This window comes from Micromonospora sp. NPDC005220 (assembly GCF_040607895.1).
In the GTDB taxonomy this organism is placed as follows: domain Bacteria; phylum Actinomycetota; class Actinomycetes; order Mycobacteriales; family Micromonosporaceae; genus Micromonospora.
This window is the reverse complement of record NZ_JBEXHP010000005.1, coordinates 59,641-84,341: the sequence shown is the minus strand read 5'-3', so window position 1 is coordinate 84,341 and position 24,701 is coordinate 59,641. Positions and strand designations below refer to the sequence as shown.

At 69.1% G+C, this 24,701-nt stretch carries 23 protein-coding genes and 1 pseudogene; 13 read left to right on the top strand and 11 right to left on the bottom strand.

Features of this window, described 5'->3' with window-relative positions; translation table 11 throughout:
• Positions 1–35 precede the first annotated feature (35 nt).
• From ABZU52_RS03875 to ABZU52_RS03865, 3 genes are all read right to left on the bottom strand, one after another.
• A complete protein-coding gene (locus ABZU52_RS03875) occupies positions 36–1,058 on the bottom strand; it encodes a glycoside hydrolase family 11 protein (RefSeq protein WP_354969571.1) in 1,023 nt (340 codons plus the stop codon).
• A 429-nt stretch (positions 1,059–1,487) separates the two neighbouring features.
• Positions 1,488–2,633 carry a DUF6596 domain-containing protein gene (locus ABZU52_RS03870; RefSeq protein WP_354969623.1) on the bottom strand — a complete coding sequence of 382 codons (1,146 nt, stop codon included), beginning with the start codon at positions 2,631–2,633 and terminating at the stop codon, positions 1,488–1,490.
• 8 nt (positions 2,634–2,641) lie between these two features.
• On the bottom strand, positions 2,642–3,049 hold the full coding sequence (locus ABZU52_RS03865; RefSeq protein WP_354969570.1) for a YciI family protein: 408 nt from the start codon (positions 3,047–3,049) through the stop codon (positions 2,642–2,644).
• A 197-nt stretch (positions 3,050–3,246) separates the two neighbouring features.
• Between ABZU52_RS03865 and ABZU52_RS03860 the strand changes: the two genes are divergently transcribed.
• The 7 genes from ABZU52_RS03860 (at position 3,247) to ABZU52_RS03830 (ending at position 12,625) form a co-directional block, all read left to right on the top strand.
• Complete coding sequence (locus tag ABZU52_RS03860) at positions 3,247–3,702, top strand: Fur family transcriptional regulator (protein WP_354969622.1); 456 nt, start codon at positions 3,247–3,249, stop codon at positions 3,700–3,702.
• Positions 3,699–5,975 (top strand): catalase/peroxidase HPI, encoded by a 2,277-nt coding sequence (katG, locus tag ABZU52_RS03855; RefSeq protein ID WP_354969569.1) that lies wholly within the window; start codon positions 3,699–3,701, stop codon positions 5,973–5,975. Before ABZU52_RS03860 ends, katG begins: the two co-directional genes overlap by 4 nt.
• Positions 5,976–6,207: 232 nt before the next feature.
• Positions 6,208–7,521, top strand: a complete 1,314-nt coding sequence (locus tag ABZU52_RS03850) for a glycosyltransferase family 4 protein (RefSeq protein WP_354969568.1) — start codon at positions 6,208–6,210, stop codon at positions 7,519–7,521.
• A gap of 169 nt (positions 7,522–7,690) precedes the next feature.
• Positions 7,691–9,148, top strand: coding sequence for an O-antigen ligase family protein (locus tag ABZU52_RS03845; protein ID WP_354969567.1), 1,458 nt, complete (start codon positions 7,691–7,693; stop codon positions 9,146–9,148).
• A gap of 24 nt (positions 9,149–9,172) precedes the next feature.
• Positions 9,173–10,186 (top strand): Wzz/FepE/Etk N-terminal domain-containing protein, encoded by a 1,014-nt coding sequence (locus ABZU52_RS03840; RefSeq protein ID WP_354969566.1) that lies wholly within the window; start codon positions 9,173–9,175, stop codon positions 10,184–10,186.
• Between the two features lie 22 nt (positions 10,187–10,208).
• Complete coding sequence (locus ABZU52_RS03835) at positions 10,209–11,774, top strand: oligosaccharide flippase family protein (protein WP_354969565.1); 1,566 nt, start codon at positions 10,209–10,211, stop codon at positions 11,772–11,774.
• The gene (locus tag ABZU52_RS03830) at positions 11,771–12,625 is read left to right on the top strand and encodes a sulfotransferase (protein WP_354969564.1); all 855 of its coding nucleotides are present in this window, start codon (positions 11,771–11,773) and stop codon (positions 12,623–12,625) included. Before ABZU52_RS03835 ends, ABZU52_RS03830 begins: the two co-directional genes overlap by 4 nt.
• Before the next feature lie 133 nt (positions 12,626–12,758).
• Here the strand turns inward: ABZU52_RS03830 and ABZU52_RS03825 are convergent.
• The 6 genes and pseudogenes from ABZU52_RS03825 to ABZU52_RS03800 all read right to left on the bottom strand — a co-directional run.
• Positions 12,759–13,001, bottom strand: a pseudogene (locus tag ABZU52_RS03825) (transposase); the annotation flags it as partial.
• 65 nt (positions 13,002–13,066) lie between these two features.
• Entirely contained in the window at positions 13,067–13,729 is a 663-nt protein-coding gene (locus ABZU52_RS03820; protein ID WP_354969563.1) for a GNAT family N-acetyltransferase, read from the bottom strand.
• 18 nt (positions 13,730–13,747) lie between these two features.
• Complete coding sequence (locus ABZU52_RS03815; RefSeq protein ID WP_354969562.1) at positions 13,748–15,241, bottom strand: APC family permease; 1,494 nt, start codon at positions 15,239–15,241, stop codon at positions 13,748–13,750.
• Positions 15,242–15,281: 40 nt separating this feature from the next.
• Positions 15,282–16,019, bottom strand: coding sequence for a GPP34 family phosphoprotein (locus ABZU52_RS03810; protein ID WP_354969561.1), 738 nt, complete (start codon positions 16,017–16,019; stop codon positions 15,282–15,284).
• Between the two features lie 216 nt (positions 16,020–16,235).
• Positions 16,236–16,511 (bottom strand): hypothetical protein, encoded by a 276-nt coding sequence (locus ABZU52_RS03805; RefSeq protein WP_354969560.1) that lies wholly within the window; start codon positions 16,509–16,511, stop codon positions 16,236–16,238.
• A complete protein-coding gene (locus ABZU52_RS03800; protein ID WP_354969559.1) occupies positions 16,508–16,771 on the bottom strand; it encodes a hypothetical protein in 264 nt (87 codons plus the stop codon). The genes ABZU52_RS03805 and ABZU52_RS03800 overlap by 4 nt, the downstream gene beginning before the upstream one ends.
• 427 nt (positions 16,772–17,198) lie before the next feature.
• Here ABZU52_RS03800 and ABZU52_RS03795 point away from each other — a divergent pair, with 427 nt between their 5' ends.
• From ABZU52_RS03795 to ribD, 4 genes are all read left to right on the top strand, one after another.
• Positions 17,199–18,086, top strand: a complete 888-nt coding sequence (locus ABZU52_RS03795) for a helix-turn-helix transcriptional regulator (protein WP_354969558.1) — start codon at positions 17,199–17,201, stop codon at positions 18,084–18,086.
• On the top strand, positions 18,083–18,277 hold the full coding sequence (locus tag ABZU52_RS03790; protein WP_354969557.1) for a DUF397 domain-containing protein: 195 nt from the start codon (positions 18,083–18,085) through the stop codon (positions 18,275–18,277). Before ABZU52_RS03795 ends, ABZU52_RS03790 begins: the two co-directional genes overlap by 4 nt.
• Before the next feature lie 380 nt (positions 18,278–18,657).
• The gene (locus ABZU52_RS03785; protein ID WP_354969556.1) at positions 18,658–19,809 is read left to right on the top strand and encodes a hypothetical protein; all 1,152 of its coding nucleotides are present in this window, start codon (positions 18,658–18,660) and stop codon (positions 19,807–19,809) included.
• Positions 19,809–20,693, top strand: coding sequence for a bifunctional diaminohydroxyphosphoribosylaminopyrimidine deaminase/5-amino-6-(5-phosphoribosylamino)uracil reductase RibD (ribD, locus tag ABZU52_RS03780; RefSeq protein WP_354969555.1), 885 nt, complete (start codon positions 19,809–19,811; stop codon positions 20,691–20,693). The genes ABZU52_RS03785 and ribD overlap by 1 nt, the downstream gene beginning before the upstream one ends.
• 16 nt (positions 20,694–20,709) lie before the next feature.
• Here ribD and ABZU52_RS03775 read toward each other — a convergent pair whose 3' ends face one another.
• Both ABZU52_RS03775 and ABZU52_RS03770 read right to left on the bottom strand, forming a co-directional pair.
• Complete coding sequence (locus tag ABZU52_RS03775) at positions 20,710–21,411, bottom strand: TIGR02391 family protein (protein ID WP_354969554.1); 702 nt, start codon at positions 21,409–21,411, stop codon at positions 20,710–20,712.
• A gap of 68 nt (positions 21,412–21,479) precedes the next feature.
• On the bottom strand, positions 21,480–22,634 hold the full coding sequence (locus ABZU52_RS03770; protein ID WP_354969553.1) for a CHAT domain-containing protein: 1,155 nt from the start codon (positions 22,632–22,634) through the stop codon (positions 21,480–21,482).
• Positions 22,635–23,261: 627 nt separating this feature from the next.
• On the opposite strand from ABZU52_RS03770, the gene fxlM reads away from it, so the two are divergent.
• Together fxlM and ABZU52_RS03760 are read left to right on the top strand one after the other, a co-directional pair.
• A complete protein-coding gene (fxlM, locus tag ABZU52_RS03765; RefSeq protein WP_354969552.1) occupies positions 23,262–24,518 on the top strand; it encodes a methyltransferase, FxLD system in 1,257 nt (418 codons plus the stop codon).
• Complete coding sequence (locus tag ABZU52_RS03760; protein ID WP_354969551.1) at positions 24,518–24,676, top strand: FxLD family lanthipeptide; 159 nt, start codon at positions 24,518–24,520, stop codon at positions 24,674–24,676. Before fxlM ends, ABZU52_RS03760 begins: the two co-directional genes overlap by 1 nt.
• Positions 24,677–24,701: the final 25 nt, after the last annotated feature.

Here is a 24,701-nt window from a genome sequence, read left to right as displayed (position 1 = left end):
GCCACGCCAGACGTGGTGTCAGGAGTTGGTCACTGTCAACTGGTACGGCAGCTGACCGTCGGCCAGTTCCAGTTGCCGTTGGCCATGATCGTTATGCCGAAGTTGTTGCCGTTGCCGTTCGGCGTCGCGGTGACCGTGCCACTGTTGCCGTTGACGGCGGCGTTCCAGCTGTTCTGAATGCTCTGGCCGCCACCGAGGCCGAGGCTGACGACCCAGTTGTTGGTGCCGCTGACCGCGACGTTGAGGTTGAACCGGTCACCCCACTGCTGACCGGCGGACAGCGTCGCGGTGCAGTTGCCGGTGCCCGGGTTGCCGGTGGTGGGCGGGGTGGTCGGGTTGCCGCCGCTGCCCTCCCGGACGGTGATGTCGGAGCTGCCCTGGCTCTGGTAGCCCTCGGTGGCCATGATCTGGTAGCTGTGGTTGGTGCCGAGGTTCAGGCCGGCGCGGGCCCAGGCGTCGAAGTGGTTGGCGGTGGTGATGGTGCCGCTCGACCGCTTCTGCTGGCGGACGCTCCAGTACTGGTAGAACGTCTGGTTGCCGTCGATCGACGGGGCGTTGACCCGCTGGCTGCGGAGGATGTCGTAGGTGCCGCCGTCGGTGGTGACAGTGCCCAACCGCTGCGCGCCGCTGCTCGGGTTGTAGCTGCCGAAGTTCTCCACCACGTAGTACTCGATGAGCGGGTTGCGCGTCCACCCGTACAGGGCGAGGTAGGTGTTGTTGTTGCCCGGGTTGTAGCTGCCCGAGTAGGTGACCGTCCGTCGGCTGCCGGTGGCCCAACCCTTGCCGCCGACCCAGTTGTTGGTGCTCCGGTCCCAACTGCTGGAGTAACGGCCGTCGGCGCGCAGCGTCATGCTGGCGTTGCCGCTGTCCTTCCAGAACGAGAAGAAGTAGCCGTTGTGCGTGCCGGTGAGGTTCGAGGTGAGGGTCCGGTCGGCCTCGGCGTACGCGTTGGTGGCCGTCATCGTGCCGGTGATGGCCAGGACGGCGGCGCATGCGGCGCCAAGGAGCAACCGCATGCGGCCGCGCCTTCTCGGCTTGGTGTGGCTGGTGTCGGTCATGGAACTGTTGCCTCCTCTGACGGCTGGCGGGGGCCAGCGGCGCGGTACGCCTCGGCAGGTTGCCGGTGGTCGGGTGGCGGCCACGGCGTCGTACCGCTCGGTGGTGGTGGGCCGGTCGTCCTGCACGACGACCGGAGAAGTGGGTCGTGGTGGCTGGTGCTGACGACGATCGAGCGCCGTCGATGGCGACCGTATTAACCCGGCCGTCCACTTGTCAACAATTTTCGGAAACAGGCTGGCAACACCGCCGTCGTCACCGATCGGCATCCATCCAGGTCAGTAGTCGATCAGGGGCGCGGGGCGATCACCACAGAATCTCGATGGCCGATCGGTCCGAGTGGAGGTCGCCGAAACTTCCGGGAACTTTCCGGACCCCCGCATCAGCCCGGCCCGCACGGCACGGGGCCAGGCGTTTCGGTGCCGGACCGGTCAGTGGCGCCCGAGGGCGTTGAGCCGGGCGGCCTGACGGGTCAGGTGGTCGCGTTCGGCGAGGTTGGCGGCCTGCTGGGCCGCCTCGGCGTACAGCCGCGCCGCCGTTGCCAGATTGCCGTCCCGCTCGTGCAGGTACGCCGCCACCGCCTGGTAGCGGGGCAGTGTGTCGTCCACCGCCGCGAGCGCCGCCAGGCCGGCCCGGGGGCCGTCGGCCGCACCGACCGCCACCGCGCGGTTGAGTCGGACGACCGGGTTCTCGGTCAGGCGCGCGAGTTCGTCGTACCACTCCACGATCTGCACCCAGTCGGTCTCGGCGGCGGTCGGCGCGTCCGCGTGCAGTGCCGCGATGGCGGCCTGGGCCTGGAACTCGCCCAGTTGGTCGCGGGCGAGGGCGGCCTGCAGGATCTCCACGCCCTCGGCGATCGACCGGGTGTTCCAGCGGCTACGATCCTGCTCGGCGAGCGACACCAGGCTGCCGTCGGGCGCGGTCCGGGCGGCACGCCGGGCGTGGTGCAACAGCATCAGGGCGAGCAGCCCCGCCACCTCGGGGTGGTCGATCGCGGCGGCCAGCTGCCGGGTGAGCCGGATGGCCTCGGCGGCGAGGTCCACGTCGCCGGAGTAGCCCTCGTTGAAGACCAGGTAGAGGACGCGCAGCACGGTGGCGACGTCTCCGGGCCGGTCGAACCGCAGCCCGGAGACGGTGCGTTTCGCCCGGCTGATGCGCTGCGCCATGGTCGACTCGGGGACCAGGTAGGCGTTGGCGATCTGGCGGGTGGTCAGCCCGCCGACGGCGCGCAGCGTGAGCGCGACAGCGGACGACGGCGTCAACGACGGGTGGGCGCACAGGAAGTAGAGCTGGAGCGTGTCGTCCACGGTGGGGGTCGGCCCCGGCGCCGGCTCCTCGTCGACCAGATCCTCACGCCGGCGGCGAGCGGCGTCGGCGCGGGCTGTGTCGAGGAACCGTCGCCACGCAACAGTGGTCAGCCAGCCCTTCGGGTCGCGCGGCGGATCGGCCGGCCAGACGCGGACCGCCTCGATCAGGGCGTCCTGCACGGCGTCCTCGGCCGCCGCGAAGTCGATTCCGCGGCGGACGAGGATCCCGAGGACGCTCGGCGTGAGGCTCCGCAGCAGCGTCTCGTCCATCGGAGCTGTCACTCCGTGACGGTCGGCGGCTCGCTCAGGAACGGGCGCAGCTCGAGCCACTCGTGGATCGGCTTCCCACCTGCCCCGGGAGCGGCCGACAGCTCCCCGGCCAGCTCGACGGCCCGGTCGTAGCTGTCGACGTCGATCACCATCCAGCCGGCGATGAGATCCTTGGTCTCCGCGAACGGGCCGTCGGTGACCGGCGGGCGACCCTCGCCGTCGTACCGGACCCACGCTCCCTCCGGGGCGAGCGCCTGACCGTCGACGAACTCGCCGGTGCCCTCGAGGCGGGTCGCGAAGTCGCGCATGTACTGCATGTGGGCCGAGATCTCCGCCGGCGTCCACTGGGTCATCGGCACGTCGTTCACCGCGGTCGGGCCGCCTCGGTAGTGCTTGAGCAGCAGGTACTTGGCCATCGTGATGCTCCTTGGTGCTGGCTGCGACCCATCGTGGTCACGTTCACTCCGGGGACGGAGCCGGTCGGCACTTCTCGACATGGCTGTCCGGCTTTTTCCTCCCGCAGGTTAACCTCGGGTGAATCGTCCGACATTGGGGTAGCTCCGGCGGCGCAAAACTTGATTCGTTCCAAAATAGTGAGCTAGTGTTCGTACCCGTGATGTCCGACTTCGAGGCGCAGCTGCGGGCTGTCTCGTTGCGCGTGACCCGGCCCCGGTTGGCGGTGCTCGCGGCGCTGCGCGACCACCCGCACGTCGGCACCGACGCGGTGATCGCGCTGGTCCGCGCGGATCATCCCACGGTCTCCCACCAGGCGGTGTACGACGTGCTGCGGGTGCTCACCGACGCCGGGCTGGTGCGGCGCATCCAGCCGGCCGGGGCGACCGCCCGCTACGAGTCCCGGATCTCGGACAATCACCACCATGTCGTGTGCCGCTCCTGCGGCGCCATCGCCGACGTCGACTGTGCCGTCGGCCACGCTCCCTGTCTCACCGCCTCGGGCGACCACGGTTTCGTGGTCGACGAGGCGGAGGTCGTCTACTGGGGCACCTGCCCCGACTGCGCGACCGAACGCACGCCCCAGAGATCCGCAAGCTCGGAAGGAAGTACATGAGCGACACCCAGGACAACGGCCCCATCAGTGCGCAGGGCGTGGACCAGAAGGCCGCCGCCGGCTGCCCGGTCGCGCACGACTCGGTGACCGCGCACGGCAGCGAGAGTGAGAACCCGGCGATCGACTCGCCGACCCCGAAGACCGGTGGTCGTCCGCGCACCAACCGGGACTGGTGGCCCAACCAGCTCGACCTCTCGGTGCTGCACGCCCACTCGTCCAAGGGCAACCCGCTGGGCGAGAACTTCAGCTACGCCAAGGAGTTCGCGAAGCTCGACGTCGAGGCCCTCAAGCGCGACATCGTCGAGGTGCTCACCACCTCGCAGGACTGGTGGCCGGCCGACTTCGGCCACTACGGCGGCCTGATGATCCGGATGAGCTGGCACGCCTCCGGCACGTACCGCATCGAGGACGGTCGCGGTGGCGCCGGCGACGGTGGTCAGCGGTTCGCACCGCTCAACAGCTGGCCGGACAACGCCAACCTGGACAAGGCCCGCCGGCTGCTCTGGCCGGTCAAGCAGAAGTACGGCCAGAAGATCTCCTGGGCCGACCTGCTCGTGCTCGCCGGCAACGTCGCCCTGGAGTCGATGGGCTTCAAGACCTTCGGCTTCGGCTTCGGTCGCGAGGACGTCTGGGAGCCCGAGGAGATCTTCTGGGGTCCGGAGGACACCTGGCTGGGCGACGAGCGCTACGCCTCCGAGAAGGAGATGGCGGCCGGCGTCGGCTCGACCGAGATGGGGCTCATCTACGTCAACCCGGAGGGCCCGCGCGGTAACGCGGACCCGCTCGCGGCGGCGCACTTCATCCGCGAGACCTTCCGCCGGATGGCGATGAACGACGAGGAGACCGTCGCCCTGATCGCCGGTGGTCACACCTTCGGTAAGACCCACGGTGCCGGCGTCGCCGACAACCACGTGGGCCCGGAGCCCGAGGGTGCCCCGCTGGAGGCGCAGGGTCTCGGTTGGCTGAGCACCCACGGCAGCGGCAAGGGCGGCGACACGATCACCAGTGGTCTCGAGGTGACGTGGACCGACCTGCCGACGCAGTGGAGCAACCGCTTCTTCGAGATCCTGTTCGGCTACGAGTGGGAGCTCACCACCAGCCCGGGTGGCGCGAAGCAGTGGGTCGCCAAGGACGCCGAGGCGATCATCCCGGACGCCTTCGACCCGACGAAGAAGCACCGGCCCACGATGCTCACGACCGACCTGTCGCTGCGCGTCGACCCGGCGTACGAGAAGATCTCCCGCCGGTTCCTGGAGAACCCCGACCAGTTCGCGCTGGCCTTCGCCAAGGCGTGGTACAAGCTGCTGCACCGCGACATGGGCCCGGTCGAGCGCTTCCTCGGGCCGTGGGTGGCCGAGCCGCAGCTGTGGCAGGACCCGGTGCCGGCCGTCGACCACGAGCTGGTGGGTGACGCCGACATCGCCGCCCTCAAGGCGACGATCCTGAACTCCGGCATCCCGACCGACCAGCTGGTCTCCACCGCCTGGGCCTCTGCTGCGACCTTCCGGTACACCGACAAGCGCGGTGGCGCCAACGGGGCCCGCATTCGCCTCGAGCCGCAGCGCAGCTGGGAGGTCAACCAGCCCGAGCAGCTGGCGACCGTCCTGACCGCACTGGAGGGCATCCAGCAGGAGTTCAACTCCGCCGGTGGGGCGAAGATCTCGCTCGCCGACCTGATCGTGCTGGCCGGTTCGGCCGCCGTCGAGAAGGCGGCGCGGGACGCTGGCGTCGAGGTGACCGTGCCGTTCCGGCCGGGCCGCACCGACGCGACCCAGGAGCAGACCGACACCGAGTCCTTCCGGGTCCTGGAGCCGCGCGCCGACGGTTTCCGCAACTACCTGCGCGCGGGCGAGAAGACCCAGCCGGAGGTGCTGCTCATCGACCGGGCCTACATGCTCAACCTGACCGCGCCCGAGATGACCGTCCTCGTTGGCGGTCTGCGCTCCCTCGGCGCCAACGTTGGCGGCAGCCAGCACGGTGTCCTCACCGACCGGCCGGGCGTGCTCACCAACGACTTCTTCGCCAACCTGCTCTCCCCGGGCACCCGGTGGAGCGCGTCGAAGTCCGACGAGCACGTGTACGAGATCCGCGACCTGGCCACCGATGAGGTGAAGTGGACCGCCACCGCGGTCGACCTCATCTTCGGGTCCAACTCGCAGCTGCGCGCCCTCGCCGAGGTCTACGCCAGCCAGGACGCCCGCGACAAGTTCGTGGCCGACTTCGTGGCGGCCTGGACCAAGGTCATGGAGCTCGACCGGTTCGATCTCGCCTGACAGGTAGCACCGACGAGCCCCGGTCGATCTCTGTGATCGACCGGGGCTCTTTCGGTCTGGGTCGACGTGGTTCTCCTGCGTCCGTTAGATGTCATCCGGATGGCTTTTCACGAGTCACGAATCCCACCGATAATTTTTTTGTCTGGATGATCGACTGGCGGACGGGCCCGTACATGGCAAGGTGTTGATCTGCCCGGGCGCGGGCGCGCACCTAGTCACGCAGGGAGTCATCGTGGCCCACCCCGACCTGCATACCGACACTGTGGACCAGGGCACTGGTCATCCTGCGATTCCCCGGCAGCGGGGGGAGGGTGTCGCGGCGCGGCAGCCGCTCGACACGTGGGCTGCCGGAGGTGACACCGCCGGAGCAGGCGCGAACTGGCGTCCGCTGCGGATCGCGATGATCGGGCAGAAAGGGATGCCGGCGACCTACGGCGGGATCGAACGGCACGTGGAGGAGATGGCGAGCCGGCTGGCCAGCTACGGGCACGAGGTCACTGTCTACTGCCGCAGAAGCTACGGTGAGACGCCGGCCGCCGGCCATCGGGGCGTACGGCTGCGGCAGGTGCACACGGTCGCCAGCAAGCACCTCGATGCCATCGTCCACGCGGCGGCCTCGACGGTGGCGGCGATGACGGAGCGGCCCGACATCGTGCACTACCACGGGCTCGGGCCGGGCCTGGTCGCCCCGATGCCGCGTTGGCTCTCCCGGGCACGGGTGGTGCTCACCGTGCACGGCCTGGACAACCACCGGGCCAAGTGGGGGTTGGCCGCACGGACGGTGCTGGGGACCGCCCACTGGCTCAGCGGGTACGTCCCCCATCAACGGGTCGCGGTCTCCCGTGGGCTCGTTGCCCACTACGAGAACCGGTTCGGTCGGCCCACCACCTACATCCCGAACGGGGCGAACCCGGCCCGACCGGTGCGGACCCGTCAGATCCAGGACCGGTTCGGGCTGACCCCCGGCGGCTACCTGCTGCTGGTCGGTCGGCTGGTACCGGAGAAGGCGGCCGACCTGCTGATCCGGGCCTTCCGCCGCACCGACACCCGGATGCGACTGGCGCTCGTCGGCGGGTCGTCGTTCACCGACGACTACGTGGACAGGCTGCGCCGCGAGGCTGAAGGGGACGACCGGATCGTCTTCACCGGATTCGCCTACGACGATCTGCTCACCGAGTTGTACGCCGGCGCCGCCGGGTTCGTGCAGCCGTCCCGGTTGGAGGGGCTGCCGCTGACGTTGCTGGAGGCGGCGGCGTACGGACTGCCCGTCATCGCCAGCGACATCGCGCCGCACGTCGAGGTGTTGCAGTCTGACGCCGCCGGGAGGCGGTTGTTCCGCGACGGCGACGAGGACGATCTGGTGCGGGCGTTGCAGACGCTGCTCGCCGATCTGGCCGGTGAACGGGCCGGCGCGGCGGCACTGGGCGAGCGGGTGACCGGGATGTACAGCTGGGACACCGCTGCCCGCGAGTTGGAGCGGCTGTATCTCGGCCTGGTTCCGGTGCCGAGGCGACGGGCGAGGGCACGACTTACGGCCAGCGGTTGACCGAGGGGTCACCCGCCGGGTCAGCCCGGCGGATGACGTGCCAGTCGGTGCAATGGCCCCTTCTGCCGTCGAGGCGACAGGGCTAGATTGAACCGATCTTGTGCCGGGAGGACATTGGTGGGCCGCACCCGGCAGCGGCCGGGCAGCGTCGATTCGTTCAGTGGGACCGGTGGAACAACACACGCAGCAGGTCACTCCGCTCATGACCAAGCGGCTCGACCCCGCCCGCCTGCTCACCGGCGGCGCGGCGCTGGCCGCCGCGGTGGTGGCGGTGGTAGCGGGTGTCTCGATGGCGGCCGGTGACCGTAAGGGCGTGGTGCTGCCGCTCGCGGCGGTCGCGGGCATCGCGGTGGCCGTCCTCGCGCTGACCCGGTTCGCCGGGTACGTGCTGCTGATGCTCGCGGTGCGCTCCTGTGTCGACCTGTTCAAGCTGACCGGCCCGAGCGCCGGCCAGGCCGACTCCGCCGGAACGGCCCGGGCGATGGACCCCTCCACCCTGCTCGCGGTGCTGTTCCTCCTCGCCGCCGGGCTCTGGCTGGCCGCGCAGCTCAGCCGGCACGGGCGGCTGCGCGGCTCCCCGCTCAGCTGGGCCATGCTGCTCGTCGGCGCCAGCGGCGTGGTCAGCGCCCTCGGTGCCAGCCAGCCGGCGAACAGCCTGTTGGAGGCGTTGCGGATCCTCACCGTGGTGGTGATGTTCGTGGTGCTGGAACAGCTCATGCCGGATACTGCGGCGATCCGTCGGGTCCTGCTCGCCTGCTACGCCTCGCTGGTGCTGGCGCTGGGCTACACCGTCGTCCTGTCGCTGCTCGGCAACCCGCCGGCCGAGGTGAAGGGCGACTTCACCCGGATCAGCGGCACCTTCAGCCAGTCCACCACCTTCGGCCGCTACCTGATGTTCATGGTGATCTTCGGGTTCGCGGTGTACCGCTTCCTGGGTCGTCGACTGCGGGCGTCACTCGGGGTGCTGCTCGCGCTCTCACTGCTGTTCCTGCTGCTCGCCAACACCCGCAGTGCCCTGCTCGGCGCGGCGATCGGCCTGGTGGTGGTCGCCGCGCTGCATCGCAGCAAGCGGATGCTGGTCACCCTCTGCGTGGTGGCGGTCGCCGGGGTGGCCCTGGTGCCGGCCGTCGGCGAGCGGTTCGCCCAACTCGGTACGTCGCGCACGGTCGGCGGAGACCCGACCGGAAACACCCTGGCGTGGCGGATCGGCTACTGGACCGAGATCGTCACGCTCGCCGACCGGAACCCGGTGACCGGCATCGGGCCGAACATGACCCAGCGCGAGACCGACGAGGCGAAGAAGCCGCACAACGACTTCCTGCGGGCGTACGTGGAGACCGGGCTGCTGGGTCTCGGGGCGTACCTGCTGATGATTCTCGCTTTTCTGCACACCGCGCGGACCGCGCTGCGGCGGGCGCCTCCGGGCAGCTTCGAGCGTGGCGTCGCGGTCGGGTTCACCGGCTGCGCCGCCGCCTTCGTGGCGGTCAGCGCCGCCTCCAACGTCCTTTCCAACGTGGTCACCCTCTGGTACTTCGTCGCGTTCGCCGCGGCGGCCAGTGTGATCGCCCGCCGACCGGCTCCGAACCTGACCGGCGAGCAGCCACCACGCACCTCCGTCCCGGTTTGACTGAACGACAGCATTGGGGAAGAAGTGGAGATCGTCGACTACCTGCGGGTCGCCCGGCGGCGCCTCTGGGTACTCGTGGGAGTGCCGGTGCTCGCCACCGGCGCCGCGGCCGCCATCGTCCTGCTCGCGCCACAGCAGTTCAGCGGTACCGCGTACGTGGCGGCGCCGGCGCTGGTGGGCGGTACGGCCGGGACGCAGTACACCGGAACCCAGGCGGCGAACCAGTTCGTCGCGGCGTTCGGCGCTGCGGTCACCTCGCCCCGGGTGCTCGCCGACGTGGCCGGTGACACCGGGGTGTCGCCGGAGCGGCTGCGCGACGGGCTCGCCATCACCCAGGTCGGCGCGAGCAGCCAACTGGAGGTGACGTACACCGCCGGTGACCGGGCGACTGTCGCGCCGGTGCTGACCGCGACCACCACCCGGGCGCTGGCCTTCCTCTTCTCCTCCCAGGTCGGCATCGCCACCGGCGAGGTCGAGGCGGCCAACGCCGACGTCACCGCCGCGACCAGGGCGATCGGCGAGTGGGAGAAGGCGAACAAGGTCTCCCAGCCGGACCGGATCTACCAGGCCACGCTGAGCGAGCTGACCAGCCTGCGTCAGCAGCAGCTCTCCATGCAGGCGGTCGGTAACGGCCGAGGTGTCGACGCGGCGACCGCCGCGATCACCGCCGCGCAGAAGAAGCTCGACGAGCTGGGGCCGAAGCTCCCCGACTACCAGGCGCTGCTCGCCCAGCGGGACGCGGCGACAAACGCGCTGTCCCAGGCGCGGGAGGGGTTGCAGGCGGCGCGGGCGCAGGCCCAGGCCGCCGACCCGAAGCAGGTGACCAGCATCGGTGAGGCGCACGAGGTGAGCCGGATGGCGGAGCTGGTGCGCACCGCCCTGCCGGTGGGCGGTGCCGGTCTGCTGCTCGGGGTGCTGCTGGTGGGCGTACTCGAACTGCTCTCCCGGGGTCGTGCCGCCGCCCGGCCGGTGGCCCCGACGGCGACCACCTCGGCCCGGTCGGCGCCGGCGGAGACCGTGGGCGCGGCACGGCCGTGACCGTCGGAGAACGGGCCGTCGGGTGCGCGAGGTGACCGGCCGGCTGCCGGCCGCGCCGGAGGCCGGCGACCAGCAGGTACGCGGGATGGCCCGCGGCGGTGTGCTGAACCTGGGCAGCGCCGTGCTCAGCCAGGTGGCGCTCTTCCTGGTCATGCTCCTGTTGGCCCGGGTCCTGGGGGTGCGGGAGCTGGGCCGGTACGCCCAGGTCTACGCCGTGCTGTCGCTGCTCGGGTTGCTCTCGCTCTCCGGTTTCCGGGCCGGGCTGACCCGGTTCGTGGCGGTGCACCTCGCCGACGACGAGCCGGCCGCCCTGCGGGGCGCGATCCGGCTCGGGATCGGCATCTCGGCCGTGGCGTCCACGGTGATCGCTCTCGGTCTGGCGATCGGCGCGCCGTGGCTCGCCGACGCCCTGCACGACCCGCAGCTCACCACCGGGCTGCGGTTGGTGGCGCTGTGCCTGCCCGCCGCGACCGTCTGCGAGGCCGCGCTCGCGGCCACCCGGGGTTGGCGCACGCAACGGGCCTACGCGCTCATCGGCCAGGTCTACGAGCCGGCCGCCCGGCTGGTGCTCACCGCGCTGGCGCTCGCCCTCGGTGCGGGCCTGACCGGCGCGTTCTGGGCGCTGGTGGCGGCGAGCTGGAGCGCGGCCGGGTTCGCCCTCGTGGCGCTCGCCCGGATGGTGCGCCGGGTGCCCGCCGCCCGGCCCGCGTACCGGCCGGGCGAGCTGTTCCGGTTCTCCACCGTCAGCTGGGTCTCCTCGCTGTCGTCCACCGGGCTGATCTGGGTGGACGCGCTGCTGCTCGGCTTCTTCGACTACGGTCCCGACGCGATCGGCGTCTACCACGTGGCGACCCGGCTGGTCACGATCGCGGTGTTCGTGCTGGCCCCGGTCAACGCCTCGTTCGGCCCGCACCTGGCGCACCTCTACCACCAGGGCCGGCTGGACGAGGTACGCCGGATCTACCGGGTCGCCACCGGCTGGGTGCTCCGACTGTCGCTGCCGGCCTTCGTGGCGTTGCTGGTCTTCCCGGAGCAGTTGCTGCGCCTGGTCGGCGGGCCGGGTCTGGCCGGCGGCGCGGCGGTCACCGTCGTACTGGCGCTCGGCCAGCTCGTCAACGCCGCGACCGGGCCCTGCGGGACGCTGCTGAACATGTCCGGCCGGGTCTCGGTCAACATGATGGACAACCTCGCCGCCCTGCTGCTCAACGTCCTGCTGAACCTGTGGCTCATCCCGGCGTACGGCATTCTCGGCGCGGCGGTGGCCTGGGCGGTGTCGTTGGCAGCGGTGAACATCGCCCGGGTCTGGCAGGTGCGCGCCCAGGTGCACACCGTGCCGGTGACGGCGGGCATGGTCAAGGGCCTGGTCGCCGCGCTGGTCGCGATGGGCGTCGGGCTCGGTGTGCGCTGGCTGGTCGACGGCTGGACCGCGCAACTCGCGGTCGGGCTGGCCGCGATCGTGGTGGCGTACCTCGCCGCGGTGCTCGCCCTCGGGCTCAGCCGGGAGGACGTCATGGTGTTGCGTTCGGTGACCCGCCGAGGTGGTCGAGGTCGCGCCGCCAACCCCACCCCCGCCGAGGTCCGCTCGTGACCGGCGTCGCGAGGCGTCAGGTCAGCGACCGGCTGCGTCGGGGGGTACGCGCGGCACGGGCCTGGGGGCGGGCGGCCCGGCCGGGGGAGCCCGGTCCGCTGCCCGACTTCCTGGTGATCGGTGGGCAGCGCTGCGGCACCACCTCGCTGTACCACCACCTCGCCGCGCATCCCCAGGTCCGGGCGGCCAGCGGCAAGGAGTTGCAGTACTTCAGCGTCCACCACGGTCGGGGGGTGCGGTGGTACCGGGGGCACTTCCCGCGCCTCGCTCCCGGTGAGCGGACGTTCGAGGCGAGCCCCTACTACCTGTTCCACCCGAGCGTGCCGGCCCGGGTCGCGGCGACCCTGCCGCAGGCCCGCTTCGTCGCACTGCTACGTGACCCGGTGCAGCGGGCCTACTCGCACTACCTGCACACCCGCTCGTACGGCGTCGAGCCGCTCTCCTTCGCCGACGCCCTCGAAGCCGAGGAGGAACGGCTGGCGCACGCGACGCGGGGCGGCCCGGACAGCTCCGCCGCGCACCAGGCGTTGCGCAGTTATTCGTACGCGGCCCGGGGTCGATACGCCGAGCAGTTGGACCGGTGGCTCGCGCACGTCCCGAGGGAGCGGATCCACGTCGCCCGGACCGAGGATCTGCACGACGACCCGGCGGGCACGTACGCCGGGATCCTGCGCTTCCTCGGGCTGCCGGCCTTCACCCCCGAGGCGTTCACCCGGCACACCCGTCGCGTCGACCACGGCCCCTCCCAGCTGACCCCGGCGCTGCGGGAGCGTCTGAGCGAGCACTTCGCGCCGCACAACGCCCGCCTGGCCACCCTCCTCGACTGGCCCGACCCCTGGTCCGCCGCGTAATGGCCCGCAGAAATCCTCGCCGGGCCGCAGCCGTCTGCCGACTTAGACCCGGTGAACGTTCACGGACGACGCAAGCGATCCGTTTATGACGGTGCCGGCCAGTGCGAGGCCTAACGACAACCCACTGTGCGAACCGGCGGTGCGTCGTACGCCAGTGGACCGGAGACGAGCCGGGTAGCTTGCGCCTCGAGCAGTCGGACCCCAGCAGGTACAGGATCGCCGCGAGGGTCGCCCGGTCATCGCTACGGGACCGTCCGCCGCCTTGATGCCTTTCCGGGCGCGGAGGCAGCAACGGCCGCGGTGCCACAACGCGTCCGGGCAGGTCGGGTACCAGCCATTCGGCGACCGGGTCGTTGGCGAGGACCTGGGACAGCATGGCGGCGATAGCGGCCACATCCCCGGGTCGCCCCGGCCGTAGGAGCGGAGCGGTCGCTGCGGAGGTCACAGGGACCGCCGGCGGGGCGGTGGTCCACTCGCGGGGAAGGCGGCCGGCGCTGGAGCCCCTGGCTGTCCGCGCCACATCCGCCAGATTGTCGGCCCGGTGGTGGGCAGGATCAGCGGCGGCCCGGCACGGTAAGCGAGTCGGACGTACAACTCGCGATTGCGAACGTTGCTGGCCTCCAGGTACGCGGGCATGCCGAGCGCGTCGAGCTGGCGGTGGTACTGGCCGAGCATCGCGGTGCCTACGCCGTGGCCTTGCTGCCCCGGGTTGACCGCGACGTAGGCGAGGTAGTGATGCGGCTCGCCCGGGTGGAACGCCTCGAACACCGCATCGAGAAGGGTGAACCTTGGTGCGTAAACCCCGGTGGCCTCTTCCAAAGCAGGCTGGTATTCCAGCGAGCCTTTGGGAGAGGGCTCAAGGCGGGGGTACCAGATCGCGACTGCGGACAGGTCCTCAGTGGTGTCGACGTGGCCGTTTTCGAGGCCGTGGTGCAGAACTAGCTCGAAGTACCGGCGGTAGACGGCGCGGCGGTCGTTGGGGTCGGGGACCAGCCAGTCGGCTACCGGCCCGTCGAAGAATGCCTCGACGAGGACGGCGATGAGGGTTGCCGCATCGCTGTGGGTTGCCTGGCGCACGGTCACGGTGGTGCTGATGTCGGTCACGGTCACTCCTGGCTCGGATTAGGCCGGCTGGCGAACGGCGGCAGGGCTGCGGAGGGACGCGGTGGCGCTCTCCGCGCCGAGGCCGATGGCGTTGTAGACGTCGGGCTTGGTCGCGCGAAGGGTCAGCGCCCAGGTTGCGCCGATAAGGGCGACGATGGCGTACGTGGCCGGGAAGAGCCAGCGCAGCGGCGAGTTCGGTTGGACGCCGAGGAGGGTGTCGAACTCCTGCACGGTGACGGCCAGGATTGCCGTCAGCGCGATCGTGGCCATCAGTGGCGCGACGACTGCCCGCCAAGGCCCCTCGGTGTGTCTGATCCGGGCGAAGTAGCTGACCACTGCGGCAGAGGTCACGGTCATCAGGGCCAGGACGCCGAGGCCACCGGTCACAGTGACCCAGAAGAAGAGGTGCACGATCGGGTCAGCGTTCGCCACCGTGTAGCCGACGAGTACGGCCACCGCGATGACGCTCTGGATGATCGAGCCGCCCTTCGGTGCGCCGGTGCGGTGGCTGGTCCGGCCTAGCGCGGCGGGGAGCACCCGCTCACGTCCGAGGGCGAACAGGTAGCGGGCCACGGTGTGGTGAAACGACAGCAGCGCGGCGAACAGGCTGGTGATGAAAAGGACGCGGCCGATTGTGATGACGCTCGTGTCGAGGTGCGGCGAGACGAGGTTGAAGATCAAATCGGTGCCGTCGGCGCGGGCGGCGTCCACGATCCTGTCGGGACCGGTGGCCACGGACATGGCCCATGCCGACAGGCCGTAGAGCAGGCCGGTGATCGCCACGGCGATGTACGTGGCACGCGGTACGGTCCGGCGAGGGTCCTTTGTCTCTTCGCTGAAGACGACGGTGCCCTCGAAGCCGACGAAGCCTGTGATCGCGGTGACCAGTGCGGCGCCGATTCCGGCGGCGAGGATGTGTGATGGGGCGAGGGTGTCGAAGGTGAGCGTCCCGCTGGCGGGGTGGCCGACCATTACCGCGTCGAAGACGAGGGCGACGGCGCACTCGGCGACGAGCATGATCGCCAGGACCTTGCCGTTCAGGTCGATGCGCAGTAGACCGAGAACGGCGACGACGGCCCAGGCGCTCAGAGCGCACAGCCACCAGGTGGTGTCCCAGCCGTACTGGCTTTGCAGGAACTGGGCGAGGACCGCGCCGAACCCGCCGTACAGGCCGATTTGCATGGCGTTGTAGGCCAGTAGCGCGACCATGGCTGCGGCGACGCCGGCCGGGCGGCCGAGTCCCCGGGTGACGTAGGTGTAGAAGGCGCCGGCGTTGACGATCCGCCGGGACATGGCGACGTAGCCGACCGCGAACAGGGCGAGCACGGCGGTGACGACCAGGTACGACACGGGGATACCTGTTACACCGGTGACGGCGTACCCGGTGGTTGCTCCGCCGGCGATGACGGTGAGTGGCGCGGCTGCGGCGATCACGAAGAACACGACGGAGGGGATTCCGAGCCGGCCGCGTGCCAGGACAGCGGCGACGGTGTCAGGTTTCGAGTGGGCCATGGTTTCTCTTTCGCGTGAGGGGTGGTTTGTGAGCCGCATGTCAGGAGGTGCGGTGGCTGAGAACGCCTGCGCCGATGACGCTGCTGAGGTCGGCGAGGAGGTCGCGTAGCGGTAGCCACGATTGGTTGACCAGTTGGCGTAGGTGCGCTTGAGCGCTGTACGGCGCGCCGTCGAGCAGGGCTGTGTCCAGCTGGGTGTGCAGCGTCAGGCCGGCCAGCGCGATGTCGAAATGGTCGAGCCGCCGGTAGTTGCGTACCTGCTGCGACAGCCGAGCCCACGACCAGGCGGCGGTGTTGATGTCGGTCGGCACGTAGACGGTGCGCTGCCGCCAGAGCCGGTTGACCTGTTGCTGTTGGAGGAGCCCGACCTGCCACATGCGTGTGGCGACCTGCTCGTAGGCGGTGGTGGCCAGAAACGCCAGCCAGGTCCGGCTGTCGGTGTGCTGCGGCTGGGCGATCAACCGGTCGAGGACGAGGTGTTGCAGCCAATCCTTCGGCGGGAAGGTCTGGAGGACGTGGACCTTTCCTCGCTCGAACGTGATTCGGCGTTCGTAGTACAGCTCGATGAGCAGCGCGGCGGCGAGGCCCGAGGCCAGTGCAGTGTCGTAGAGCCGGGGCCGGCCGGTCTGGTCGTCGTGGGCCATGTAGAAGAACTCGTCGGCGATGCGAGGGGAGACTGCGGCAGCGGTACCGACGGCTTTGACCGGGCGATGGGGCGGTACTGGCTGGCTGTGGCCGGACATGGCGTTCTCATCGGCCGCGCCGAGGGGTCTGGTCACCGCAGCTGGCCTTCCGGGATAGCGTGGGAGCAGCCCCGAGTCGGCAGAGGAGGCGTCGGCCCCCGGCGTGGCGGGCTAGCTCCTCCACCGCCCAGGTGTGCTGCTTGCATTGGTTGTCGCAGCAGTGGAAGCAGGTGCGGCTACCGACGTGCTGGAGCACCGTCAGGCGGGCCGACTCGAAACGGTCGACGGGGCGGGCGCTTTCGTCGGTGCGGGTCACGGCGTCTGCGCAATCCGGCGTAGCGCGGCGACGCCGACGCGCAGCTCCATACACGGCGGGTGTAGATCAACGTTGGGGTAGTCGCATTGGGGTCGGTGGCCGCGTACCCACATCCACTCTTCGCTGAGGTGCGCGAGGTCGGTGCGGAGCCAGGCGACGACGACGTCGACGTGCGTACCAGGGGTCAGGTCCCGGCCGAGAGACCAATCGTCGGGACCGAGCCTCAGCAGCGTCCCGGGTCCGGCGGCGGGCAGATCGCCGGGGTCGTTCATGGTGTCGGCTCTTCGTTGCCCTGAGGGCTGAGACGGGTCTGCCGATCGGCAGGCGCCCGATCAAGACCGGCCCAGAAGGCACGGTTCTCCGCAGCGAGATCTCGAGGGGAGTGCTGGTTCGGGCCGGCCGCGCCGGTCCGGTTCCATCCGCTGCGGTGACTGAACAGCGTCGCCGCGCCTTCACAGTCGATGCCGAACGGTCTGTACTGGCGACCGTCCTGTGCAGGGACGAACCACTTGATCCGTTTCACCACCGTCATCTCCCCTCCCTGGGTGGGTGCGCGGCCGGGACCCACCGACCCTGGCCGCGGCCCCGTCGGGCGGGTGCAGGGACCGTCTCGCACGGGGGGGACGTGACGGGCCCTGCACCCTGCTCGCCTGGTTAGTACCGAAGCAGGCACCTGCCCAGCTGGATCTCGGGCGATCGAGCAACCGCTTGGTGGGCCTGGGCCCACCGGCGAATAACTGATTGCGAGTCAACGATCACGGAATGCTGTACGGCTGGGAATGCCGACCTCTGGTCCGACCTCGTGTACCGACCTCCGGCCCGACCGCCCTCTGAACTGGGTATTCATGGTCGTGCAGTAACCACCGACAAGATCGATTAGCCGTTTGCCGGGGTTACATTGAGATCACCGAGCCGGCCGCATGGTCGACCGGCTTGAGACGATGCCGTGGAGGCCGCCGGTGACCAGACCCAGTCCGTACGTCCGGCGACGATGGCTTGGACGCGAGATCAGGCGCCTGCGTAACGAGCACGGGCTGGCCGCTGAACCACTCGCGCGCGCCGTTGGGTTTCCACGGCAACAGCTCAGTGCCATGGAGAATGGGCACCTCGGCCCCGATATCGATCTGGTCAGCGCGATCTGTGACTACCTGACCGTTGGCGCCAACCGGCGGACAGCCATCATGGACGCGGCTACCGACGGCTGGGCGCGGGGGTGGTGGATAGCCGACGCGGAGCGAATGGGCGCCCGGCAAGCAACCTACGCAGACCTGGAGAGCGGCACCAGAACCATCACGGAGTACGCCCTGGCGCTGGTGCCCGGACTGCTCCAGACGACGGCGTTTGCCGATGCTCGGCTGCGCAGCGACCCGGCCCGGCACGCCGAGACCTTCGACCCCGCTGCGGCGGTCGCTGCCCGATCGCACCGACAGCGGCTGCTACTCGCCGTCGGTGGGCCGCGCTACGACGTTGTGCTCGACGAAATCGCGGTCCGACGGTGCGCCGCCGATCCCCACATCGTCGCCGATCAGCTCCGGCACATCGTCGCCGTCTGCGCCGCACACCCAACCGTGACTGTCCGGGTGCTTCCGATCGACGCCTCCATCAAGGGCCACAGCGCGCCCAGGTCCGCGTACTCGATCTACCGCTACCGCGACACGCCGGCCTCCGTGGCTGTCGCCGCCGACACGCTTACGAGTGATCTGATTTACACCGAGCCGGATGAGGTCCAGCCCTATCTGAGCCTGCACAGCCGGCTGAAGGCCGCCGCACTCGCACCTGACGTCAGCATTGATCTGCTCCGTATTGCGGCGCAGGACCTATCACCCATGGAAGGAGTTTCCGCATGACCTCGCGATATTCAGCATGGCGCAAGTCCACCCGCAGCGACGATGGCAACTGCGTCGAGGTCGCCAACGCAGTCGACGGCACCGTCGGCGTGCGCGACTCGAAGAACGACGCCGGTCCGATACTGGAGTTTCGCTCCGCTACTTGGAGCGCCTTCACCGGCGGCCTTCGGGTGGGCAAGTTCAGCCGCTGACCCTGGCCAAAGTGCGCTGCAGCGCCATGCGGTGTGACGCGACCTTCGACGCGAGGGCCTACACCCAACGAAGCCGTAGCCCTCAGGCCTCAATGTTGGCATCCTGGACATCGAATCCACATGACTCGAGTAGCCGACCAACAGCAGCGATGCGCACGTCACGGATCGACGTGGAAGGGGGAGCCAGTGTCACGTCATCCCGATACGGTTGTCGAACTCGGTCGGCAGCCCAGAGGTGATGGCGACGAAGGTCTCGGCCCTCACCTGCCAGTGCGCCGGGGCCGGTAATGCCCCGTCACCCGGATACGGTAATCAGCCCGAACACCCTGCTCAGCGACGCCCGCCGGCGGCTAGCCTCACCTCGGCGGCCAGGGCAACCCTTGTCACGCAGCGAGCTGGCCGATGCCGTCAACGCCGCTCTTGATCGGCTCTACCCCGGCAGGGTCCTCACCGCGCACTACGTCGACTCTCGCTGGATCGGCAAGCTCGAACGCGGCGAGCACCGTTGGCCCAACGAAGAGCGTCGCGCTGCTCTCTGTCACGTTCTCGGTGCCGCCAGCGACGGCCAACTCGACCTCTACAGCCCGCGGCGTACCGACCTCACCACTACCGCCAACCTCGGCACTGAGCAGCCGATACCGGGAAGCTGGGATGAGACGGTCTATCAGCTGCGAGCCCAGTGGCACCTGCTGGTCCAGAACGACAAGCTGTTCGGACCGCAGTACGCCCTGTTCGGGGTCACGGCTCAGCTAAATCTGCTCGACCGGCTGCTCAACGAGGTGCCATCGTCGTTTCGCCCCAGCCTTGTACGCCTAGCGGCGCAGTACGCTGAATCGGCAGCCTGGTTGAATCACTCACTCAACGACGCTCCGGCCGCTCAGCTTTGGACCCGCAAGGCGCTTAAGTGGTCGGATCAGATTGCTGATCCGACCATGACAGCGTGGGCGACGTACCGCAGCAGTCAGCACTGGCTTATCGCCGGAAACCCGCGCCGTGCTGTCGAAGAGGCCGAAGCTGCCATGCTGCAAGACAAGAAGGTACCCAGCCCAGTGCGCGCGGCACTCCGCGTGCAGCATGCCCATGCGCTCGCCACAGTCGGCGAGCATCGCAAGGCCATGCAACTCCTGGACAACGCTCATGAGTGGGCCGCAGACCGCCGCCCAGGTAAGCCCGAAGGCGAGCACGCCTCCTACTGCACGAGCGGTTACATCGAGGTCCATCGAGGCACGTGCTTGAGGATAGGGCGGCGGCCCGACGAGGCCGTTGCAGTACTCGACGCCGCGCTGCCGTCGATCCCGTCGCTCCACCGCCAGGATTTCACCGCAGCCCTGCTGACCAAGGCCGCAGCCCACGTAGCGGCTGACCAGCCTGAGCAGGCGGCCGTTACGGCGCATATCGCCCTACCGATCGCTCGGCGAGCTGGATCGCGCCGGATCCTTCACCAACTCGGCCAGATCGGCTCCGCTGTTGACGAGCACCGCCACTTGGCCGACGTCAGTGCGTTCCTCGATGACCTGGTGGAGACTGCCTGATGGCGTCAGACCTCGAGCTGTCCGCGATGCGGCAGGCCATCACCCTCTCCGCCCTTGGGCTGGGCACCACGAGCCCGAACCCGCCCGTCGGATGCGTGATCCTGGATCAGCATGGAACGGTGGTGGGCGCGGGATTTCACCGCCGCAAGGGCGAGCCGCACGCCGAAGCACACGCTCTCAACCGAGCGGGAGGTGCGGCTCGCGGCGGTACGGCTGTCGTCACGCTTGAACCGTGCAACCACGTCGGAGTCACGCCAGCTTGTCGCCAAGAGCTGATCAACGCCGGTGTCTCCCGGGTGGTCATCGCCGTCATGGACCCAACTTCCCGCGGCGAAGGTGGCGCCTCGATGCTCGCCGCCGCAGGCGTCGAGGTCGAGACCGACGTGTTGCGCGACGAAGCCCTGACCGTCCTTGAGCCGTGGCTGACCGCAACCGTGCGCCGAAGGCCGTACCTGACTTGGGCGTTCGCAGCGGAAGGTGGACATCAATCGGCGGCGGAAGAACGGCTCTTGCTCGACCTCCGCGCGAGCGCTGACCTTGTCGTCGAGGGCAAGGCCATCGACGAGGGCATCCCGGGAGGCCACGCTAGTGCGCACTTCGCGCTGCCCGGTGATGCCGACATCGGCGTTGGCCTCTCGCAGTGGCTGTCAGCTGCCTACGAAGGCGGTGTTCGCAGGGTGCTCGTAGTCGGACACGAGCACGCAGTTGAGCTGCGACCGCGCCTGTATGCCGTCGATGAGCTCTTCGTCGTTGTGCCGCAAACTGATCCGCCGCAAGCGTTGGAAGTGATCCATCCGGACCTCATGCCGATCGGTTTCGGACTGGTCGAAGTCGCGGCTCAGATCGACTCGGTGACGTCTCGCATGCGACGCGTCCGCGTGTAGCGCGGGAGAGGACTCATCAGATTCGACGTAGTAGCGCACTCGCCAACGCTAGGTACTCGATTGCTTCCACTTCGGAGTCGGGTAGGTCTGCACCATGTGCCCGGGGATTGCGAAGGCCCGCCATCGCTCCAGCGAATAGGAATCGGAATCCCTCGCGTTCGTCCTGCGCGTTGCGGCCGCCATGTCGGGCGACGTCGATGATCGGGTTCTGGGGGTTGAGGGCGCGATGCATGAGCGGGACGCCGGTTTCGATCAAACCGGATTTCGTCTGGACTTCTAGCTCCACGGCTTGAAAAGCGGCCAGTACGGCCTTGCTGTAGTGGCCGTCTGCGAACAAGGCGCCTGCCGCCCGAGACACGGTAGGGTGCATCCCGCGGATTTCTACCCGCCGGTCCGCGGGTGCCGGCCGAGTTGTAACCGGCTCGATATCGACCGTTACGCGTTGGGCCGATGCCGGTAGTCCGCGCTGGCTGTGGTAGGTCACCCGTGTCGCTCGATACAGCTTGGCCTTCCCCGAGGGAAGGCGCTGCTCGATCAGGTCCCCCTCCTCAAGGTCGGTGTCGAGCGGGAATGTAGCCCTCTTGGCTGACATCAGGGCAAAGGCATCGACACGCAGTTCACCATCGGAGCTGCGGCGGACGATGGCGACTTCTTCCATGTGACGCCCGAGTGGTCCGTTCAGCCGGGCGGAACGCATCTCGCTTCGGGGGGTACTCATCTTGTTCTCCTTGCCTCATCGGGGGCGGGCGGTTCGACGAAATACGAACCGCCCCTGCTCGGGCGGAGTCATGCGGGCGGGGCGGTCACCAGGAGCACGTCCTCCGGGCGTAGACCCGGCTGCGTGAGCACCTCCGGAGTGCTCCCTTCGCCGGTCAGAAACTCGCTCGCGGCCTGACCTTGAGCGAGCGCGGAGGCGAGGGATTGGCCGCTCGCGATAGCGGCGTAGAACTTGATCGCGAAAGCCTTCGCGGCGGCGTCGCTGATCTCATCGACCATAGCCACGACCACCGGTACGGCGTCCAGCAATGTTTCCGCGCCTTCATACGAGTCGCATGCGTTGAGCACGAGCAGCGTTGGCGGGCGATCCGTACCCTTCAACAGCCGCCCCAATAGTGCGAATCCGACGTCCACACCGTCAGGGTTGTCCGTGTCAGTGCCGTCGAAGAACAGACCTGCGGCCGACCCGTGCCCTGAGAAGTGCATGACATGCGGGCGCTGGTCGTTGAGGGCGTTGAACAGGTCGTCGAACGTCGCCGCAGGCCAGTGGTCAATCGTCACCTGGCCCCGGTGGATGGCCCGCTTGACCGCCTCCCTGACCTCGCGTACCTCCCGGTCGACCCGTAGCCGATCCTCGCCATCGGGGCTTGCGGTGAGGTACGCGACCCGCAGCGGTTCTTCCTTTGGCTGCGCGGGCTCCGAAGCTCGTGGGCGGGATGCCGCCGCCACCTCACGAGCGTGCGCCAGTTCGCGACGCCGCCGACGCTGGTCGTCGCGGTCGCGCGCCTTCGTTGCGGTGGTCTCGGCCTGGGTGAGCGTCTTCGAGGTCGTCGCGATCTTCTTCGCCACGGCAGCCAACTTCTTGCCGTAGTCGGCAGCCTTGTCGTCGTGCTTTACAGCATCTTGCTCGGCCCGGTTGGAATCTTTGATCAACCGCTGGATCGACGACGCGACCTTGGTCCGCTGCGCCTGGCCGGCCTTAGTGGCAGCCTTCTCCCGGAGCTTGGCGGCGGCGGTGCGTTCCGCGCCCTGCTTCTTCGAGAGGTCGGCTTCTTCCTTCTTCAGCTTCGCCAGCTGATCCTTCAGGTAGTCAGGCGTCGGCACGCTGCCCTCCTCTTCGCGGTGATCCGATATCCTCCACGGATAGATCATTGAAGCGCCCATGCAGGCGAACACGCGTACGACACGCCGATACATGTAGGGCAGCAGCGACGCCTCGCCCACAAGATCTTGTGGGCGAGGCTGCTGAGTCGAATCCGGCGCCCATGAGATCCGCCTCGGCGGGGGCGGCCGACAGCCCGCCTACCAGGTCGTCAGCCGCGCCGACTTCACCCGGCCCGAACCTGGGAAAAACGGTCCACGCGAGCCGTCAGGGTCATTCGACGGCGCCTCGCATCGCCGACTACCTCTGCGGTGTCGGCGGCTGGGCTCGGCTTGCAAGCGAGTGCAAGATGTCGCCAATTTCAGTAGACGCGTATCTGGCAACACCTCCATAGCCACGCGGAAGGCCAACTGCCCCCGACGCGTACGCGCTTGCGCTCGGCCCGGCACTGAGACGAGCGGTAGGCGAACTCTCGCGAAGGTTTACACAGTTCAGCGTCACGTCGGACCGAAGGTCGGCACACAAGGTCGGACCGCAAATCGGCATTCCCAGCAGCTGCACGCTGGGGGAGTCTGAGCGCACGGAGTAATCACGTTGGAATCTGTGATCACTGCGGGTTCCACGGGGCCTCACCGCCTCGGCCGTCGGGTGCAAGCGCGACTGGCTGGCGTGCACCCGCCCCAGATGTTCGTTGCAAGCGTGAAGCCGCCGCGAGCCGTAGCGGCTCGAATACGTCGGAGAGGACGTTCATGAGCGTCGAAACGATGATCAGCGAAAGCTTGCGCCAGGCGATGGTCGATCAGTTGGCCGCTGATCATGCCGACAAGGGCTTGACGTTACGGCCTGAGGTGGAGGCGGCGATGCGGACGGTACCTCGCGAGCTGTTCACGCCGGGCCTTCCCCTGCAGGAGGCATACGAGAACAGGGCGGTCATCACGAAGCGGCGCGGTGAGGAGAACATCAGCTCGGTGTCGGCGCCCTTCCTCATCGCGGAGATGCTCGGCCAGGCGGCCGACGCGTTGGGCGGCCTCCGCGGCCGTCACGTGCTGGAGATCGGTAGCGGTGGCTACAACGCCTCGCTGCTGCGGGAGCTCGTCGGCGCGGCCGGTTCCGTGACCACGGTGGACATCGACCCAGACGTGACGGACCGAGCAGTCGCGTGTCTCAAGGCGGCAGGCTACGACGACGTCAAGGTCGTGTGCGCCGACGCCGAACATCCTGTAGAGCCCGGCCGCCGGTACGACCTGATCATCGTCACCGCTGGAGCATGGGACATCCCGCCGGCATGGTGCGAGCAGCTCACCGACCACGGCGTCCTCGTGGTGCCGCTGCGCACGTTCGGCATGACTCGATCGTGGGCGCTCCGCCGTTCCGGTGTCGGCCTGGTCAGCGTGAGTGAGCGGCAGTGCGGGTTCGTGCCGGTGCAGGGCGACGGGGCGTACGACGTGCAGTACGTCGACGTGGCCGACGGCGTCCACCTACGCCTCGATGAGGGCCAGCTGATTCCCTCGCAGGGCCTCGGCGGCCTGCTCGAGACGCCCCGGCAGGAGGCATGGGCCGGAGTAAGCCTGCCGCCTCCCACCCTGCTGGCGGACTTGGACCTGTGGCTCGCGACCCGCATCGCCGCCGCAGGACAGGAGTTCGTGGTGCTGACCGCACAGGACGCCGCCATCTCGTCCGGCGTCGTCGCGCCGTCGTGGCGGTTCGGGACTCCTGCTGTCCTGCACGACGATGGCACGTTCGCCTACCGGTCGGAGCTGCGGTGGACCGGCGGCGCGTTCGATTTGGGCGCGTACGCCCACGGGCCTGACACCTTCGCGGCGGCTGCGGCAGCGGGGCGAATGGTCGAGCACATGCGGGCTTGGGTGAGCGCCGGCTGTCCCGCGCCGGCGCTGCACGTCGTGCCCGCGCAGACCCCCGACGGCGACTTGCCGGCCGGGACGGCCGTGGACAAGCGGCACAGCCGCATCGTCCTGGCCTTCACCACTGAGGGAAGGGAGTCCTGATGGAGTTCGACGAGTACGAGGTCGGCCAGGAACACGTGGAGGGCGAGCTCAACCTCCGGCTGGTTGATGCTGGGCCGGCGTTGAGCGCGTACGCGACTGCCACCGACGACGGGTGCGGCTCGGGTAACACCGGGTCGAGCGCCTGCACCGGCAAGTAACAGCGACGACGCGCGGTGGGGTCCG